A 17,421-nucleotide genomic window follows, 5' to 3' on the forward strand; every position below is an offset into this window, starting at 1 on the left:
ACGAGCGAAGAATAAAAAATCATGACCAGCCTGACATTTAACCTACTTTTCATCTTTGGCTGCCACTTATTCTATCTGCTGACACTCTATGTCTAAAACAACGCACCAGACCAATAAGACGGCTGAAGAGATCGGTGAACACCTCTGAGATCAGTGTTACCAGACAAACTGCCTCGCGAACAAGTTCGCTCCTACCCGTGGAACAGCAATTCCAGCCTTCCCAATCCCCATAAAAAAACCCGAACTCAACGTCCGGGTTTCTCAGTCCATCACTCAACCAATCAATGCAGGATCTGGCTCAGGAACAGACGCGTACGGTCACTCTGTGGATTGTCGAAGAAGTCGTTCGGCGCAGCCTGTTCGACGATTTCGCCTTTGTCCATGAAGATCACGCGGTTGGCCACGGTGCGGGCGAAGCCCATTTCGTGGGTTACGCAGAGCATGGTCATGCCTTCTTCTGCCAGGCCTACCATGGTGTCCAGAACCTCTTTCACCATTTCCGGGTCGAGTGCCGAGGTCGGCTCGTCGAACAGCATGATTTTCGGCTTCATGCACAGGGCACGGGCAATCGCCACACGCTGTTGCTGACCGCCGGAAAGCTGGCCCGGGAATTTATGCGCCTGCTCCGGAATGCGTACGCGCTCCAGGTAGTGCATGGCGATTTCTTCGGCCTTTTTCTTCGGCATCTTGCGGACCCACATCGGGGCCAGTGTGCAGTTCTGCAGAATGGTCAGGTGCGGGAACAGGTTGAAGTGCTGGAACACCATGCCGACTTCGCGGCGGATGGTTTCGATCTGCTTCAGGTCCGAGGTCAGTTCGGTGCCATCGACGATGATCTTGCCCTGCTGGTGCTCTTCCAGACGGTTCAGGCAACGAATGGTCGTGGATTTGCCCGAGCCCGAAGGGCCGCACAACACGATACGCTCGCCCTGACGCACGTTCAGGTTGATGTCCTTGAGCACATGGAACTGGCCGTACCACTTGTGGACGCCTTCCATCCGGATCATGCCTTCGGCGCCCAGAGGCTTGGTGATAACTTCACTCATGTCAAAACTCCTAACGCTTGTGGCCTGTGTCCAGCTTACGTTCCAAGTGCATGGAATAGCGGGACATACCGAAACAGAAGATCCAGAACACCAGGGCTGCGAAGACATAGCCCTCGGTGGCCATACCCAACCACGACGGGTCGGCGGTGGCTTGCTTGACGCTGTTAAGCAGGTCGAACAGGCCGATAATGATCACCAGACTGGTGTCTTTGAACAGGGCAATGAAGGTGTTGACGATGCCGGGAATAACCATCTTCAACGCCTGCGGCAGAATCACCAGGCCCATGCTGCGCCAGTAACCGAGGCCCATGGCCGCGGCAGCTTCGTACTGACCTTTAGGGATTGCCTGCATGCCACCCCGAACCACTTCAGCGATGTACGCCGACTGGAACAGGATCACGCCAATCAACGCCCGCAGCAGCTTGTCGAAGTTCATCCCTTCCGGCATGAACAGCGGCAACATCACCGACGACATGAACAGCACGGTGATCAACGGCACGCCGCGCCAGAACTCGATGAACGTCACACACACCACGCGCACCGCAGGCATGTTGGAACGACGACCCAGCGCCAGCAAAATACCCAGAGGCAATGCACCGGCGATACCGACGGTGGCAATTACCAGCGTCAACATCAGGCCGCCCCACTGGCTGGTGGCCACGTGGGTCAGACCAAACGCGCCGCCGCTCAGCAGGTAGAAAGCAACAATCGGGTAAACAATCAGGAAGCCGATGGCGTAAATCGCTTTACGCGGAAACTTCGAGATAAACAGCGGTGCCGCACCGACGATTGCCAGAATGGCAGTCAGGTCTACCCTCCAGCGCAGCTCGTTCGGGAAGTAGCCGTACATGAACTGGCCGAAGCGCTGTTGGATAAACACCCAGCACGCGCCGTCCTTGGTGCAGTCAGCCCGTGTGGTACCGATCCAGTTGGCGTCCAGCAAAGCCCAACTGAGGATCGGCGGAACAACCAGGTAAATCAGGTACAGCGAGAACAAGGTCAGCAGCGTGTTGATCCAGCTGGAGAACAGGTTCTGCCGCATCCACGCTACCGGGCCAAATACTTTGCCCGGTGGTGGCATGTCAGGTTTGAAAGTATGAGTAGTCATGCGCGTTTCCTCACCGCTCGATCAGCGCAATGCGCTTGTTGTACCAGTTCATCAGCAGGGAAATGCTGATACTGATCGCCAGGTACACGCTCATGGTGATGGCAATAACTTCGATGGCCTGACCGGTCTGGTTAAGCACGGTACCGGCAAACAACGAAACCATTTCCGGGTAACCAATAGCGGCCGCCAGCGAGGAGTTCTTCGCCAGGTTCAGGTATTGGCTGGTCAATGGCGGGATGATCACACGCAGCGCCTGCGGGATGATGACCTTGCGCAGGGTCGGCCCAGGGCGCAGACCCAGGGAGCGAGCTGCTTCCGTCTGACCGTGGCTGACCGACTTGATACCCGAACGCACGATTTCCGCGATGAACGCTGCGGTGTAGACCGTCAGGGCCAGGGTCAGAGAAATCAGCTCAGGAATCAGTACCCAGCCGCCAACAAAGTTGAAGCCTTTGAGTTCTGGCACTTCCCAATGCACCGGAGCACCGAAAATCAGCATGCTCAGAGCCGGAATACCCAGAAACAGCGCCAGACCAGCCCAGAACTTGTGGAACGGCTCGCCGGTGGCTTCAAAGCGCTTGTTGGCCCAACGGGTCATCGCCACGATAGCGACGATAGCCACGATGATGCTGGTCACGAATGGCCAGGCACCTTCCGCGGCGACGGCGCTTGGCATGTTCAAACCGCGGCTGCTGATAAAGAACATGTCGAAGTAACCGTGCGCTTGTCTCGGACCCGGCAGGGTCAGGAACACAGCGGTGTACCAGAACAGGATCTGCAACAGCGGCGGGATGTTACGGAAGACTTCCACGTAGACGGTTGCGAGCTTGCTGATCATCCAGTTCGGTGACAAGCGTGCAACGCCGATGATGAAGCCCAGGATTGTGGCCAGGAAAATACCGATGACCGACACCAGCAGCGTATTAAGCAAGCCGATGACAAACACCCGGGCATAGCTGTCCGCTTCCGTGTAATCGATCAAATGCTGCGCAATGCCAAACCCGGCACTGCGTTCAAGAAATCCAAAACCCGAGGTAATACCACGGTGCTGGAGGTTGGTCTGGGTGTTGTCGAACATGAACCAGCCCAACGAGACCACCGCCAGTACGGTAATGATCTGAAATAACCACGCGCGCACTTTTGGGTCGCTCAAGGAGAGCTTTTGCTTGGGTGCGACGATTTGCTTTTCCATGAAGTGCCCCAGGAAAAATGAAACAAAACGACGCCCGACAGCCGGTGAAGGCTGTCGGGCGTCGGGTCAATCAACGAATTGGTGGAGCGTACTGGATGCCGCCGGCATTCCACAGAGCGTTCTGGCCGCGCTTGATTTTCAGCGGGGTCGATTCGCCCAGGTTGCGTTCAAACACTTCGCCGTAGTTACCGACTTGTTTGACGATCTGCACTACCCAGTCTTTCGGCAGTTTCAGGTCGGCACCGTAAGCGCCATCAGCACCCAACATACGGGCAACGTCAGGGTTCTTGGTGGACTTGGCTTCAGCTTCAACGTTTTTCGAAGTCACTTTGGCTTCTTCGGCGTTGAGCATTGCGAACAGGGTCCATTTCACAATGGAGAACCACTCTTCGTCGCCTTTACGTACGACTGGGCCCAGTGGCTCTTTCGAGATCACTTCTGGCAGAACCACGTAGTCAGCCGGGCTGGCCAGTTTGCTGCGCTGTGCGTACAGCTGAGACTGGTCAGAGGTCAGCACGTCGCAACGGCCGCCTTCCAGGGACTTGGCGCTTTCGTCAGAGGTGTCGAAAGTGATCGGGGTGTATTTCAGACCGTTCGAACGGAAGTAGTCGGAAACGTTAAGTTCGGTGGTAGTACCAGCCTGGATACAGATGGTTGCGCCATCCAGTTCCTTGGCGCTTTTGACGCCCAGCTTGTTGTTTACCAGGAAGCCGATGCCGTCGTAGTAAGTCACACCGGCGAAAACCAGACCCATGCCCGAATCGCGGGAGCTGGTCCAGGTGGTGTTACGCGACAGAATGTCGATCTCGCCCGATTGCAGCGCGGTGAAACGCTCTTTGGCGTTCAACTGGCTGAATTTTACTTTGGTGGCGTCACCGAAAACGGCAGCAGCAACAGCGCGGCAGACGTCGGCGTCGATACCGGTGATCTTGCCGGTAGCATCAGGAACGGAGAAACCTGGCAGGCCATCGCTGACGCCGCACTGTACAAAGCCTTTCTTCTGAATGGCGTCCAGTGTTGCGCCTGCCTGAGCAAAACTGCTCACGCCGAGTGCTGCTGCGGCGGCTACTACAGCCAGGGTGGATTTCAACATCTTCATTCAAACCTCCAGTTTTGCTCTTTGTTGTTTAGGCGCTTCAATCCCGTCGCACCCTTGTGAGGCATTGACGACCCGTGCTGGCTTATTTTTGGGTCATCCGACTTTCAGGCCAGTTCACGAGCCGAGCTTGAGATCATCTCATCGCTCGCCTCTTGATCTTAGACGGCCTACAGGATTCAAGCCCCATGATGTTCCTGAACCAATCCGGTACAGGATGAACCGTGCCGTGAATCCTGATGCATGGACTCCGTGCTTGCCCCCGTTGAGTCTCGGTAATAGCACAATAGTGTTACCGAACGAGGTAAGCGCTTCACTCCCCGGTTTTTCATAGCAAACGCCGTACCAGCATGGTGGCGATGTCGAATTAGCGACAGGTCAAGAGAAAAACTTGTAACCTTGCGACATCTTCTTTCATTTTTAACAACACGCGCACCGCATTAACGCACTGCAAAAGAGCGAGCGCACCCGGATAGAGCACTCATGACCAACCCTCTGATTCTCGAACCTGTTAACACTCCAGACGCCTGCGTCATCTGGCTGCATGGCCTTGGCGCAGATCGTTATGACTTCATGCCGGTCGCTGAAGCACTTCAGGAATCGCTGCTTACTACCCGCTTCATCCTGCCTCAGGCGCCGACTCAGGCCGTGACGATCAACGGCGGCTATGAGATGCCGAGCTGGTACGACATCAGGGCCATGAGCCCCGCCCGCGCTATCGATCACGACCAATTGGAGGTTTCTGCGCAGACCGTTCTGGACCTTGTAGAAGGCCAACGCAACAGCGGAATCGACCCGGCGCGAATCTTCCTCGCAGGTTTTTCCCAAGGTGGCGCAGTGGTGCTGCATACAGCCTTCAAGCGCTGGCAGGGTCCATTGGGTGGGGTACTTGCCCTCTCCACTTACGCACCGACATTTGGCGATCAGTTACAGCTTTCGGATAGCCAGAAACGCATTCCGGTGTGCTGCTTGCATGGCACATTCGACAATGTGGTCCAGAAATCCATGGGGCTGGCCGCTTATGAGTGTTTGAAGGCTCAAGGCGTAACCGTCACATGGCAGGAATACCCAATGGAACACCAAGTGTTACCGCAGGAGATTTCTGACATTCGTGCCTGGCTGATCGACAAGCTCAGCTGATCAGGAGCTTGTGGGGCGCAAATCCCTGGGAGCGGCACGCTGTCTCACGGCAAACGGGACCTGTGGGAGCGCGCTTGCCCGCGATTCGGTCCATCAGTCGATGAAACTATCGCCTATGCTGACGCAATCGCGGGCAAGCGCGCTCCTACAGTAAAAAGCATTCAAAATCAGATAGTTATTTGTTGTTTTATAAGAGCCAGGTTGTTGGTGAGACGCAGGGCCTGCCTGGTCAGAGACTCCGCCCTCCCGGTTAAAGCCGGCCCCACAAATTTGGGCATATGTAGCCCGTTTGGCATGACACTACGCCGCGCCCGATTCTTGCTTTACACTGCTGGGCGTACATTCCTTAACCAACTGATGAGATGACCGTGCTCAAAGCACTTAAAAAGATGTTCGGTAAAAGCGAGGCTGAGCCGCTCGCTGCTGGCCCTGTTACTCCTTCCCCTGCGCCGCAAAGCAAGACTGAAGGCCACTCAAGGGATCGCAGCGCTGCAGCCAAGGCACCTGCCCAACCCCGTGCAGACGATAAAGAGCCGAGTGCACTGGCTGAAACGGCAGACCTTGCCGTCGTCGCCCCCCCCAAACCCGAGCGCCCACGTCGCGAACGTGCGCCCAAGCCGGTCGTTATTCCCTGGAAACTCGAAGATTTCGTCGTCGAACCTCAGGAAGGCAAAACCCGCTTTCACGATTTCGCCCTCGCCCCAGAATTGATGCACGCGATTCAAGACCTCGGTTTCCCTTACTGCACGCCGATTCAGGCACAGGTACTGGGCTTCACCCTCAAGGGTCAGGACGCCATCGGCCGCGCGCAGACCGGTACCGGAAAGACCGCAGCGTTCCTTATCTCGATCATCTCGCAGTTGACTCAGACACCGCCGCCCAAAGAGCGCTATATGGGCGAACCTCGCGCACTGATCATCGCCCCGACCCGGGAGCTGGTGGTGCAGATCGCCAAGGACGCTGCTGACCTGACCAAGTACACCGACCTGAACGTCATGACGTTTGTGGGCGGGATGGACTTCGACAAACAGCTCAAGCAGCTCGAAGCGCGCCATTGCGACATTCTGGTCGCCACCCCTGGCCGTTTGCTGGACTTCAACCAGCGCGGCGAAGTGCATCTGGACATGGTCGAAGTGATGGTCCTCGACGAAGCCGACCGCATGCTCGACATGGGCTTCATCCCACAGGTGCGCTCGATCATTCGCCAGACGCCGCACAAGGGCGAACGCCAGACCCTGCTGTTCTCCGCCACGTTCACTGAAGACGTGATGAACCTCGCCAAACAATGGACAACCGAACCGGCCATCGTTGAAATCGAAGCCGAGCAGGTCGCCAGTGAGAACGTTGAGCAGCATATCTACGCGGTCGCCGGTGCCGATAAATACAAGTTGCTCTACAACCTGGTCACCGACAACGGCTGGGAACGCGTCATGGTGTTTGCCAACCGCAAGGACGAAGTACGTCGTATCGAAGAACGACTGGTACGTGATGGCGTGAACGCCGCGCAGTTGTCAGGTGATGTGCCACAACACAAACGCATCAAAACGCTGGAAGGCTTCCGCGAAGGCAAGATTCGCGTACTGGTTGCCACCGATGTCGCCGGTCGCGGGATTCATATCGACGGTATCAGTCATGTGATCAACTTCACCCTGCCGGAAGTGCCGGATGACTACGTACACCGCATTGGCCGTACAGGCCGGGCGGGTGCAGCAGGTGTTTCGATCAGCTTCGCCGGTGAAGATGATTCTTATCAATTGCCTGCGATTGAAGAGAAGCTGGGTCGCAAGATCAGCTGCGAAACACCGCCGACCGAGTTGTTGCGTGCGGTAGTGCGTAAGCCAGCACAGCCGGTTTAAATAAACCTATTGGGGCGGCCCGCTACCCGTAGGACCGGCTTTAGCCGGGAGGGGGCCAGCCCAGCCGCTAAATCTTCACAGACCATGACAATGCCCTCCCGGCTAAAGCCGGTCCTACGGGCATGTTATGAAGTCAGGGGTTGCTCCAACGCCCCGCCGCCGCTTTATCACTCGCCCGCCCCTCGACCCATTTCGGCCCTTCTGACGTGTTTTCCTTCTTCCAGAACGGCGCACGGGTCTTGAGGTAGTCCATCACGAAATCACAGGCCTCGAAGGCCGCCTGACGATGGGCACTGGCAACGCCGACAAACACAATGGGTTCACCTGGTTCCAGCGCGCCAACCCGATGCACTACTTCCAGCCTGAGCAATGGCCAGCGCTGTTCGGCCTCAAGCACAATCTTGCCCAATGCCTTTTCAGTCATGCCGGGATAGTGTTCCAGGAACATCCCCGAGACTTCCCGCCCTTCGTTAAAGTCCCGTACGTAGCCTACAAAGCTGACCACTGCGCCGATGCCGACGTTAGCCGCATGCAAAGCGTTGACTTCAAAGCCTGGATCGAACTGTTCTGCCTGAACCCGAATCGCCATGCTCAGCCCCCGGTTACGGTAGGGAAGAATGCCACTTCGTCACCGGTCTGCAACGGCTCATCCAGCTGACACAGCTCTTGATTGCGAGCGCACATCAGGTTCTGCTCGGCCAATACTTGCCAGACCCCATCGCGCTCAAGCAAGTGCAAGCGCAGTGCGTCGATAGTCGCGAACTCGCCGTCGACCTGCTCACCGTCAGTCCCCAGGGTTTCCCGGTAACGGGCGAAATACTGGACGCTGATGCTCATGAAGCCTCCGGTGCCGTTTCGTCGGCAATGAAGTGGCCGCTTTTGCCACCGAGCTTTTCCAGCAAGCGAACGTTCTCGATGACCATGCCGCGATCAACCGCCTTGCACATGTCATAGATGGTCAGCGCAGCGACGCTGGCGGCGGTCAGCGCCTCCATTTCTACACCGGTCTGCCCGGCCAGCTTGCAGCGGGCGACGATGCGCACAGCGTCTTCGCCTTCAGCGCTGAGCTCCACCTTGATGCTGGTCAGCATCAACGGGTGGCACAGCGGGATCAGGTCGCTGGTCTTCTTCGCTGCCTGAATACCGGCGATGCGCGCCACGGCGAACACATCCCCCTTGGGATGCCCACCGCTGACGATCATTTGCAGGGTGTCGGGCAACATACGGATTAATGCTTCGGCGACTGCCTCACGGGACGTCACGGCTTTATCAGTGACGTCGACCATATTGGCGCGACCTTGGGAATCGAGATGAGTGAGCACAGCGTTACTCCTGAACAGGAGCAGGGATTGTAGGGAGTAAAAGCTACAAGCTACAAGCCGTAACCCCTTTCTGTTGGCACGATGCCAGCGCCGCAGAACTCTGAAAGGTATACGAGAATAAAGTGGAAGCGCAGAAGGCCGCCTCCACATGGACTTCATACAGATCGCGGCGCAACCCGCTAAGACTCGCTGTCAGAGGCAGGTTCAATACCTGCATCGGGTCTTGAGACTTGATCCGAGAACGAAACATTTGTGAGTGAAATCGTTCCTGGCATTCCTGAAGTCCTGGAGAGAAAGAGCTCCACCCTCTCAAGCCTGTCAGGCAAAGCCAATGATATGGAGGCGGTGGTCCAATCCTGCTCCGTAAAAACTTGAAATGGATGATGCTCTATTACACCCGCGACTATAAACGTCAATGTGAGGTGCATAATGTTCCAATCAACATCGTCGCTTCGCTTTATATCCAGGGAAAACGTTACTCTGGGAGGGACGGGGACAGTCATTCGCCACCTTTGCAAGAGACGAGCCCCATCGCCAAACCGGGCGTAGGATCGGGCGTCCTCTTTAAAGATTTCAACCGGAGGAATCACTACTTCCCAAGGAGGAAAGTCACCGGTCGCAAAATCACCATTCTGTATATATTCCATTTTATTCATTCCTTATCGTTCAATGCGATATCCGTCATTTCCAGTACAGTCAGTGGCCAACAGCATTGCGGCAGGCGCACTAAGCTTCACTGGATGCAAGAACAACTTATGCTTCAGCACAATGACTTAAACACTGTCTAACAGGCACGTCTACTGTCAGAAATGACAGTCCGTTAGTCGCCAGCGGATATGAAAAAAGGAAAGGATTTTGCAGGGAGGGTAGGAGCGGACTCATCCGCGAGGGGTCTGGACCGGCCTCTTCGCGAATGAATTCGCTCCCACAGGGTTAACAGCAACCGTGAATATTACAAATGCGACTCCGCATATTCAGCCAGGATGGAGCGTGGCACACCTTGCAGCGAGATGTGCACGCCGTTCGGGAAGTCTTTGAAGCGCTCCGTCAGGTAGGTCAGCCCGGAACTGGTGGCCGACAGGTATGGAGTATCGATCTGCGCGAGGTTGCCTAGGCAGACCACTTTTGAACCGGCGCCGGCACGGGTGATGATGGTTTTCATCTGGTGCGGCGTCAGGTTCTGACATTCATCGATCAAAATCAGGCTTTGCTGGAAGCTGCGACCCCGTATGTAGTTGAGGGATTTGAACTGCAACGGCACTTTGCTGAGGATGTAATCGACGCTGCCATGGGTGTTTTCGTCATCCATGTGCAAGGCTTCGAGGTTGTCGGTGATGGCGCCCAGCCAAGGCTCCATTTTTTCTGCTTCGGTGCCTGGCAGGAAGCCGATCTCCTGGTCGAGACCCTGCACGCTACGAGTGGCAATAATGCGCCGATAACGCTTGCTGACCATGGTCTGCTCAATGGCCGCTGCCAGCGCCAGGATGGTTTTACCCGACCCGGCAGCGCCGGACAGGTTGACCAGATGGATATCCGGGTCAAGCAAGGCGAACAGCGCCAGCCCCTGATAGATATCACGCGGTTTGAGACCCCAGGCTTCCTGATGTAGCAGTGGCTCCTGGTGCATGTCGAGGATCATCAGTTCGTCGGCCTTGACGCCTTTGACCCAGCCGACAAATCCCTGCTCGTCGATGATGAACTCGTTGATGTGTACCGACGGCAGCATTTCAGTCATTTGCACGCGGTGCCAGGTACGGCCGTGATCCTGACGGGTGTCGACTTTACTGACCCGGTCCCAGAAGGAGCCGGTCACGTTGTGATAACCACGGGACAGCATCGACACGTCATCGACCAACTGGTCGGTGCTGTAGTCTTCGGCAGCGATCCCGCAGGCACGCGCCTTGAGACGCATGTTGATGTCTTTAGTGACCAGCACAAGACGCAAGTCCTTGTCGCGCGCATGCAGGTCAATCAATTGGTTGATGATGATGTTGTCGTTGAGGTGTTCAGGCAGAAGGCTGTTGGGTTCCTCGCGTTTGCTCATCATGATCGACAGGAAGCCCTTGAAGACTCCCGTGCCACGGTCGATGGGTACGCCCTTCTCGACTTCTTCAGGCGTGGCTTCGCCCAGTGTCTTGTCGATCAGGCGGATGGCTTGACGGCATTCGGCAGCGACCGAATGTTTACCGGCTTTGAGCTTGTCCAGCTCTTCCAGCACGGTCATGGGGATGGCGACGCGGTGTTCTTCGAAATTCAGCAGTGCATTTGGATCGTGAATCAGTACGTTGGTATCGAGCACGTAAAGGATTGGCTGGGTAGAAGAAGGGGTGCGTCCGTGATCATCCATACTCGCTCACCTTTATAAAAGCCAGGTGACGCAGAACCACTCACACTGCGCCACGAAAAGGCCGCCGGGCTCTCTCCTTAGGGCAGGAGAGAAATGCTCAAGATGGAGTCTTGGAGGACGCCACCTGTGTTGCAGGTTTCGGCGGTCTGATAGTGGTAATACCGCAAAACACATGACAGAAAAAAGCACTTTGACACTTTTTTGAAGTTTATTTCACAGTATGACGAATAGCCCTTGGCGACCTGCCCAAGCCCGTTTACAGTCGGAAGTCCGCTCTACCCAAAACCGTCGGAAAATTCGCCTCATCCTTCCCGGAAAATGAACGCAAGACCTTATTCTGCGGGCCTGTCAGGGATATTGTGGCAATCGTCCCAGATCAACTCGCTTTGTGCGGTGTTTGCCAGCAACAGCGGCACTGCCGACTGCACCCTCGCACTGGCGTCGTGAAACACCACTGTCCCTCGCCGCCACAGCAACATCAGGTTTACAACCCGGTCTGTTATCTGCTCGGACGTCAGTCGACCATTGCTGTCCTGCGCATCGATATTCCACAGCGACACCCGCAGATTCTGATCACGGAAGAACTGCCCACTGTCCGCACGTCGATGGCCATAGGGTGGACGGAACAGCGGGATGAAGTTGTCGGGCAGCAGCTGTTGAGTCAGGCCTTCACTTCTACGCACCGAGTCTTGCCACTCCAGCCACTGACTGTGCGAGCGATATTCCCAACCCTGAATGCCGACGCACTGCAGACGGTACAGCGACTGCAGCGCGGTACCGTTGCTCGCACTGAGGCGCTCTTGCAGGTTTTTGCCCAAGACGAAGAATGTCGCGTTCATCTTCTGCTGACGCATGAAGTCAGTCAGCCAGTCGGTCCCTCCGTCAGCGCCGGTGGGGCCACCTTCGAAATTCATCTGAAAGGTACGGTCAGCCATTTCATCGCCGCTCAACTCATCAGAGTTATATAGGGCGATTTCACTGCTGGTTTGCGGGAATAACGCCGCCATGTACATCAGTTCATTGAGATAGCGCTCATGAAAGGTCGCACTCGGCGCAGCCCAGTTGGCGTAGAACGAATCACTGGCGATGGTGAATTCGGCGGCACGCTGGCGCAGCTGGTCCATGTCCTCGACCAACACGCAGAACGAAGCATCCTGAGGGCAGCTCGATTGCGCGCTCTGGTAACCCTCCAGCAAACGATTCCAGAGACGGTGACGAAGCAGATTCAGTGACGGCACGTTGACGTACCTGAGACCCAGACGCTTCTTGAGCCCCTCCTCGTCCAATGCTTCGCTGGCCAGCAATTCGTGGGCAAAGCCGAGAATTTCCGCACGGGATGCCACATCGAACAGATCAGGCGATTCCAGCCGCTCCGGCCAAAGGCTACGGTCAATGGTTGCAACCGGAGGCGGAGCCGCCATGGCCTGAACGCTGAACAGACACGCGCACACTGCTAGAAACTTACGCAACACCAATCGCTCCCTGAACATCGAACCTGGATAAGCGCCGCACTATAGCTGATATGAGTGGCTGGGCTTGTGTCCGCGCCGATACAAATGCTTCTGCGTCCCCTGAAAAGGCGCTACCCGGTAGGAGCGAACTTGTTCGCGAGGCGGTATGCCTGAAGAAACGCGTCAACCCTCTCGCCAACAAGTTGCCTCCTACCTGCTGAGGGTACGTCGCGTGCCACTGACAAGGCGATGCCGGTAGGAGCGAACTTGTTCGCGAGGCGGTATTCCTGAAGAACCGCGCCAGCCCCCCCCCCTCGCCAACAAGTTGCCTCCTACCTGCTGAGGGTTCGTCGCGTGCCACCGCCAAGGCCCTGCCCGGTAGGAGCGAACTTGTTCGCGAGGCGGTATGCCTGAAGAACCGCGTCAGCCCCCTCGCCAACAAGTTGCCTCCTACCTGCTGAGGGTTCGTCGCGTGCCACCGCCAAGGCCCTGCCCGGTAGGAGCGAACTTGTTCGCGAGGCGGTATGCCTGAAGAACCGCGTCAGCCCCCTCGCCAACAAGTTGCCTCCTACCTGCTGAGGGTTCGTCGCGTGCCACCGCCAAGGCCCTGCCCGGTAGGAGCGAACTTGTTCGCGAGGCGGTATGCCTGAAGAACCGCGTCAGCCCCCTCGCCAACAAGTTGCCTCCTACCTGCTGAGGGTTCGTCGCGTGCCACCGCCAAGGCCCTGCCCGGTAGGAGCGAACTTGTTCGCGAGGCGGTATGCCTGAAGAACCGCGTCAGCCCCCTCGCCAACAAGTTGCCTCCTACCTGCTGAGGGTTCGTCGCGTGCCACCGCCAAGGCCCTGCCCGGTAGGAGCGAACTTGTTCGCGAGGCGGTATGCCTGAAGAAACGCGTCAACCCTCTCGCCAACAAGTTGCCTCCTACCTGCTGAGGGTACGTCGCGTGCCACTGACAAGGCGATGCCGGTAGGAGCGAACTTGTTCGCGAGGCGGTATGCCTGAAGAAACGCGCCAGCCCCCCTCGCCAACAAGTTGCCTCCTACCGGCTATGCGTGAACGTCGGTTCGCCGAGTGCCCGTGACAAGACGCTACCCGGTAGGAGCGAACTTGTTCGCGAAGCGGTGTGCCTGAAGAACCGCGTCAACCCTCTCGCCAACAAGTTGCCTCCTACCGGCCATGCGTGAACGTCGGTTCGCCGAGTGCCCGTAAAAAGACGATACCCGGTAGGAGCGAACTTGTTCGCGAAGCGGTGTGCCTGAAGAACCGCGCCAGCCCTCTCGCCAACAAGTTGCCTCCTACCGGCTATGTGTGAATGCCGGTTCGCCGCGCGCCCCCGACAAGACGCTGCCCGGTAGGAGCGAACTTGTTCGCGAAGCGGTATGCCTGAAGAAACGCGTCAACCCTCTCGCCAACAAGTTGCCTCCTACCGGCTATGTGTGAATGCCGGTTCGCCGCGTGCCCCCGACAAGGCGCTGCCCGGTAGGAGCGAACTTGTTCGCGAGGCGGCGTGCCTGAAGGACCGCGCCAGCCCCCCCTCGCCAACAAGTTGCCTCCTACCTGCTGAGGGTTCGTCGCGTGCCACCGCCAAGGCCCTGCCCGGTAGGAGCGAACTTGTTCGCGAGGCGGTATGCCTGAAGAACCGCGTCAGCCCCCTCGCCAACAAGTTGCCTCCTACCTGCTAGCACGCCCTAAAGCACTGCGCCACGCGTCAAAACATCTCTCCTATCGCCACCATAGCTGGAGTCAGCCAGCAACAGTCCCTAGAATCGTCCGACGATTAAAGGAGACGACCCCATGCTGATGGTGATTTCCCCGGCAAAAACCCTGGATTTCGAAACCCCGCCGACGACCGAACGTTTTACCCAGCCGCAGTATCTGGATTACTCCCAGGAACTGATCGAGATATTGCGCGAGCTGACCCCCGCACAGATCGGCGAGTTGATGCATCTGTCCGACAAGCTCTCAGGACTCAATGCCGCACGTTTCGGCAGCTGGAACCCAGCGTTCACTCCGGAGAATGCCAAGCAGGCGCTGCTGGCTTTTAAAGGCGACGTGTACACCGGCTTGCAAGCCGAAACACTGAGTGAAGCCGAACTCAGCTACGCCCAGGAACATTTGCGCATGCTGTCCGGCCTTTATGGTCTGTTGCGCCCACTGGACCTGATGCAGCCCTACAGGCTGGAAATGGGCACTAAACTCGCCAATGGCCGCGGCAAGGATCTCTACGCGTTCTGGGGAACACGAATCAGCGAGTGGCTGAACGAGGCACTGGCGGAACAAGGCGATGATCTGCTGTTGAACCTGGCGTCCAACGAGTATTTTTCTGCGGTTAAGCGTCCAGCATTAAACGCACGCATCATCGACACCGATTTCAAAGACCTGAAGAACGGCCAATACAAGATCATCAGCTTCTACGCCAAGAAGGCGCGGGGCATGATGAGCCGCTTTGTTATATCGGAAAAAATCAATACACCGGATGCACTGAAACAGTTCGACGTCGGGGGTTATCGCTTCAGCAAAGAGCAGTCAACGGCAACCCGTCTGGTATTCCTGCGAGACACGCCCGAATCGTAGCTCTTGGCTCCGCAGGAGGACCCGCTTTGACCGGGCAAGACGCTGGCGCTTTCGCGGCATTTTCACTGCCTGAAATGCTGCTTTTCCGGTCAAAGGCATTCCACAACATTCGTATTAACCCGTTTAAGGCAAGTTTATCCCCGCCACTATGCTATTTATCCCCTTATAAACGTCATGCAAATTGCACTTTGACAATTTACTGTCGCCAACTAACAGTCACCTTTTTTTAGTTAGTGTTTTTCTCAAAAAATTAACAAATTTTTTGTGTAGTAGCATTTGGCTTGTTCACAGTAGTAGCATCCTCACACCGACTCGGCGGCAACCCTTGCCCGACAAGGCCTGCAGCCCATATGACATCACCGTGCAATCACCTCATCCGAGCCTTCAAAAAGAAAAATTCTCAAAAAGAGGACGAGTGGCCCGGAACTTATCCCGGAATCAAACGCTCCTACATCCCGTAACAATTCTCGCCTTCCTTGTGAGAGATCACTTACAAGGGGTGTAGAAAATGTGGAAGTTGCCGTTCATCACACTGATCTCAGGATCAGCGACGGTAGGCAGTCGGGAGATTGGCTCACACTTACAAAGTTTTAGTCGTATGGCAAAGCACTGTTCAAGTGCAGAGCGCGACATTGAGGCATGGCAGCCCAAGGCTCTGGTCCGGGTCTGTCGGTATCAAGACAGCGTCAGCACCTAAAGGAGTGGTTTACCACATCCCAGAGCGAGGCCCTGTCGCTGTCACAGCCAGGTTACTTGCCGTTCAAGACTCAGCAGTATTTGAGATTGCCTTAGTTACTTCTGGCACTCGTCTTTTTTAAATATGCCTGTACTTGTTGTGAGACTTCTTTAAGTCCCACCTCCGAGTGCGCGATACCTGCTGGCCAAAATTCAATATCCAGCCAACTTAATGGCGTGTAAATCGAGGAGAGTACGATGCGTATCAGCATCTTTGGTTTGGGTTACGTCGGTGCAGTATGTGCCGGTTGCCTTTCTGCGCGGGGTCATGATGTTGTTGGTGTTGATATCTCCAGCGCCAAAATCGACCTTATCAATAACGGCAAATCGCCAATCGTAGAGCCTGGTCTGGGCGAGCTTCTGGACAAGGGTATTCGCACTGGCAAACTGCGTGGCACCACGGATTTTTCCGAGGCCATCCGCGCCACTGACGTGTCGATGATCTGCGTGGGTACTCCAAGCAAGAAAAACGGCGACCTGGAACTCGATTTCATCGAATCCGTTTGCCGCGAAATCGGCTTCGTACTGCGTGAAAAAGACACCCGTCACACTATCGTTGTGCGCAGCACCGTTCTGCCGGGCACTGTTGCCAACGTTGTGATCCCAATCCTCGAAGACTGCTCCGGCAAAAAAGCCGGTGTCGACTTCGGCGTTGCAGTGAACCCTGAGTTCCTGCGCGAAAGCACCGCGATCAAAGACTACGATCACCCGCCAATGACCGTTATCGGCGAGTTCGATAAAGCGTCCGGCGACGTGCTGCAAGCTCTGTACGAAGAACTCGACGCACCGATCATCCGCAAGGACATCGCTGTTGCCGAAATGATCAAGTACACCTGCAACGTGTGGCACGCCACCAAGGTCACCTTCGCCAACGAAATCGGCAACATCGCCAAAGCGTGCGGCGTCGATGGTCGTGAAGTAATGGAAGTGGTTTGCCAGGACAAGCAACTGAACCTGTCCCAGTACTACATGCGTCCAGGCTTCGCTTTCGGCGGTTCTTGCCTGCCAAAAGACGTCCGCGCCCTGACCTATCGTGCTGGCAGCCTGGACGTTGAAGCACCTCTGCTCAACTCGCTGATGCGCAGTAACGTTTCCCAGGTTCAGAACGCTTTCGACATCGTGGCTGCCCACGACACTCGCAAAGTCGCGCTGATGGGTCTGAGCTTCAAGGCCGGTACTGACGACCTGCGTGAAAGCCCGCTGGTAGAGCTGGCTGAAATGCTGATCGGTAAAGGCTTCGACTTGAGCATCTACGACAGCAACGTTGAATACGCTCGTGTTCACGGTGCCAACAAGGAATACATCGAGTCCAAGATCCCGCACGTTTCGTCCCTGCTGAACTCGGACTTCGACGCTGTGATCGAACACGCCGACGTGATCATCCTGGGCAACCGTGATGAGCGCTTCCGCGCCCTGGCCGACAAGGCTCCAGCGGGCAAGCAGATTGTGGACCTGGTCGGCTTCATGACCACCACTACTGCCGAAAACGCTAGCGCTGAAGGTATCTGCTGGTAAACCAGCGGCAAGCTACAAGCTTAAAGCGGCAAGCCAAA

At 56.4% G+C, this 17,421-nt stretch carries 14 protein-coding genes and 1 pseudogene; 5 read left to right on the forward strand and 10 right to left on the reverse strand.

Annotation, left to right across the window (positions count from 1 at the left end):
• Window positions 1-281: 281 nt before the first annotated feature.
• The 4 genes from AO242_RS22470 to AO242_RS22485 all read right to left on the reverse strand — a co-directional run bounded on the left by AO242_RS22470 (window position 282) and on the right by AO242_RS22485 (window position 4,445).
• On the reverse strand, window positions 282-1,046 hold the full coding sequence (locus tag AO242_RS22470) for an amino acid ABC transporter ATP-binding protein (RefSeq protein ID WP_027900712.1): 765 nt from the start codon (window positions 1,044-1,046) through the stop codon (window positions 282-284).
• A gap of 10 nt (window positions 1,047-1,056) precedes the next feature.
• Complete coding sequence (locus AO242_RS22475; protein WP_027900711.1) at window positions 1,057-2,154, reverse strand: amino acid ABC transporter permease; 1,098 nt, start codon at window positions 2,152-2,154, stop codon at window positions 1,057-1,059.
• 10 nt (window positions 2,155-2,164) lie between these two features.
• Complete coding sequence (locus tag AO242_RS22480) at window positions 2,165-3,346, reverse strand: amino acid ABC transporter permease (protein ID WP_027900710.1); 1,182 nt, start codon at window positions 3,344-3,346, stop codon at window positions 2,165-2,167.
• Window positions 3,347-3,416: 70 nt separating this feature from the next.
• On the reverse strand, window positions 3,417-4,445 hold the full coding sequence (locus AO242_RS22485) for an amino acid ABC transporter substrate-binding protein (protein ID WP_027900709.1): 1,029 nt from the start codon (window positions 4,443-4,445) through the stop codon (window positions 3,417-3,419).
• A 480-nt stretch (window positions 4,446-4,925) separates the two neighbouring features.
• Here AO242_RS22485 and AO242_RS22490 point away from each other — a divergent pair, with 480 nt between their 5' ends.
• Window positions 4,926-5,582 (forward strand): alpha/beta hydrolase, encoded by a 657-nt coding sequence (locus AO242_RS22490; RefSeq protein WP_099270413.1) that lies wholly within the window; start codon window positions 4,926-4,928, stop codon window positions 5,580-5,582.
• 575 nt (window positions 5,583-6,157) lie between these two features.
• Window positions 6,158-7,438, forward strand: a pseudogene (gene rhlB, locus AO242_RS22495) (ATP-dependent RNA helicase RhlB); the annotation flags it as partial.
• 133 nt (window positions 7,439-7,571) lie between these two features.
• Here rhlB and moaE read toward each other — a convergent pair.
• The 6 genes from moaE to AO242_RS22525 form a co-directional block, all read right to left on the reverse strand.
• Window positions 7,572-8,027: a molybdopterin synthase catalytic subunit MoaE gene (moaE, locus tag AO242_RS22500; RefSeq protein WP_099270415.1), complete on the reverse strand. Its 456-nt coding sequence runs from the start codon at window positions 8,025-8,027 to the stop codon at window positions 7,572-7,574.
• 2 nt (window positions 8,028-8,029) lie between these two features.
• Window positions 8,030-8,275, reverse strand: coding sequence for a MoaD/ThiS family protein (locus AO242_RS22505; RefSeq protein ID WP_099270416.1), 246 nt, complete (start codon window positions 8,273-8,275; stop codon window positions 8,030-8,032).
• The gene (moaC, locus tag AO242_RS22510; RefSeq protein WP_099270417.1) at window positions 8,272-8,760 is read right to left on the reverse strand and encodes a cyclic pyranopterin monophosphate synthase MoaC; all 489 of its coding nucleotides are present in this window, start codon (window positions 8,758-8,760) and stop codon (window positions 8,272-8,274) included. Before moaC ends, AO242_RS22505 begins: the two co-directional genes overlap by 4 nt.
• Before the next feature lie 179 nt (window positions 8,761-8,939).
• Window positions 8,940-9,407: a hypothetical protein gene (locus AO242_RS22515; protein WP_099270418.1), complete on the reverse strand. Its 468-nt coding sequence runs from the start codon at window positions 9,405-9,407 to the stop codon at window positions 8,940-8,942.
• A 305-nt stretch (window positions 9,408-9,712) separates the two neighbouring features.
• Window positions 9,713-11,107, reverse strand: coding sequence for a PhoH family protein (locus tag AO242_RS22520; protein WP_027900702.1), 1,395 nt, complete (start codon window positions 11,105-11,107; stop codon window positions 9,713-9,715).
• A 332-nt stretch (window positions 11,108-11,439) separates the two neighbouring features.
• The gene (locus AO242_RS22525; protein ID WP_099270595.1) at window positions 11,440-12,576 is read right to left on the reverse strand and encodes a polysaccharide deacetylase family protein; all 1,137 of its coding nucleotides are present in this window, start codon (window positions 12,574-12,576) and stop codon (window positions 11,440-11,442) included.
• A 1,234-nt stretch (window positions 12,577-13,810) separates the two neighbouring features.
• Here AO242_RS22525 and AO242_RS29330 point away from each other — a divergent pair.
• The 3 genes from AO242_RS29330 (at window position 13,811) to AO242_RS22540 (ending at window position 17,383) form a co-directional block, all read left to right on the forward strand.
• Window positions 13,811-13,999 (forward strand): hypothetical protein, encoded by a 189-nt coding sequence (locus AO242_RS29330; RefSeq protein ID WP_141562236.1) that lies wholly within the window; start codon window positions 13,811-13,813, stop codon window positions 13,997-13,999.
• Window positions 14,000-14,353: 354 nt separating this feature from the next.
• Window positions 14,354-15,133 (forward strand): peroxide stress protein YaaA, encoded by a 780-nt coding sequence (yaaA, locus tag AO242_RS22535; RefSeq protein ID WP_099270420.1) that lies wholly within the window; start codon window positions 14,354-14,356, stop codon window positions 15,131-15,133.
• A 933-nt stretch (window positions 15,134-16,066) separates the two neighbouring features.
• Window positions 16,067-17,383 (forward strand): nucleotide sugar dehydrogenase, encoded by a 1,317-nt coding sequence (locus tag AO242_RS22540; protein WP_027898936.1) that lies wholly within the window; start codon window positions 16,067-16,069, stop codon window positions 17,381-17,383.
• Window positions 17,384-17,421 lie beyond the last annotated feature (38 nt).

Source organism: Pseudomonas sp. ICMP 561 (assembly GCF_002699985.1).
Taxonomy (GTDB): domain Bacteria; phylum Pseudomonadota; class Gammaproteobacteria; order Pseudomonadales; family Pseudomonadaceae; genus Aquipseudomonas; species Aquipseudomonas quasicaspiana.

Bases quoted from the DNA above. Each gene is read 5' to 3' on its own strand.
- AO242_RS22475 (WP_027900711.1), bottom strand. From the start codon at position 2,154: ATGACTACTCATACTTTCAAACCTGACATGCCACCACCGGGCAAAGTA.
- AO242_RS22505 (WP_099270416.1), bottom strand. From the start codon at position 8,275: ATGAGCATCAGCGTCCAGTATTTCGCCCGTTACCGGGAAACCCTGGGG.
- AO242_RS22470 (WP_027900712.1), bottom strand. From the start codon at position 1,046: ATGAGTGAAGTTATCACCAAGCCTCTGGGCGCCGAAGGCATGATCCGG.
- AO242_RS22480 (WP_027900710.1), bottom strand. From the start codon at position 3,346: ATGGAAAAGCAAATCGTCGCACCCAAGCAAAAGCTCTCCTTGAGCGAC.
- moaE (WP_099270415.1), bottom strand. From the start codon at position 8,027: ATGGCGATTCGGGTTCAGGCAGAACAGTTCGATCCAGGCTTTGAAGTC.
- AO242_RS22520 (WP_027900702.1), bottom strand. From the start codon at position 11,107: ATGGATGATCACGGACGCACCCCTTCTTCTACCCAGCCAATCCTTTAC.
- AO242_RS22540 (WP_027898936.1), top strand. From the start codon at position 16,067: ATGCGTATCAGCATCTTTGGTTTGGGTTACGTCGGTGCAGTATGTGCC.
- AO242_RS22515 (WP_099270418.1), bottom strand. From the start codon at position 9,407: ATGGAATATATACAGAATGGTGATTTTGCGACCGGTGACTTTCCTCCT.
- yaaA (WP_099270420.1), top strand. From the start codon at position 14,354: ATGCTGATGGTGATTTCCCCGGCAAAAACCCTGGATTTCGAAACCCCG.
- AO242_RS22485 (WP_027900709.1), bottom strand. From the start codon at position 4,445: ATGAAGATGTTGAAATCCACCCTGGCTGTAGTAGCCGCCGCAGCAGCA.
- AO242_RS22490 (WP_099270413.1), top strand. From the start codon at position 4,926: ATGACCAACCCTCTGATTCTCGAACCTGTTAACACTCCAGACGCCTGC.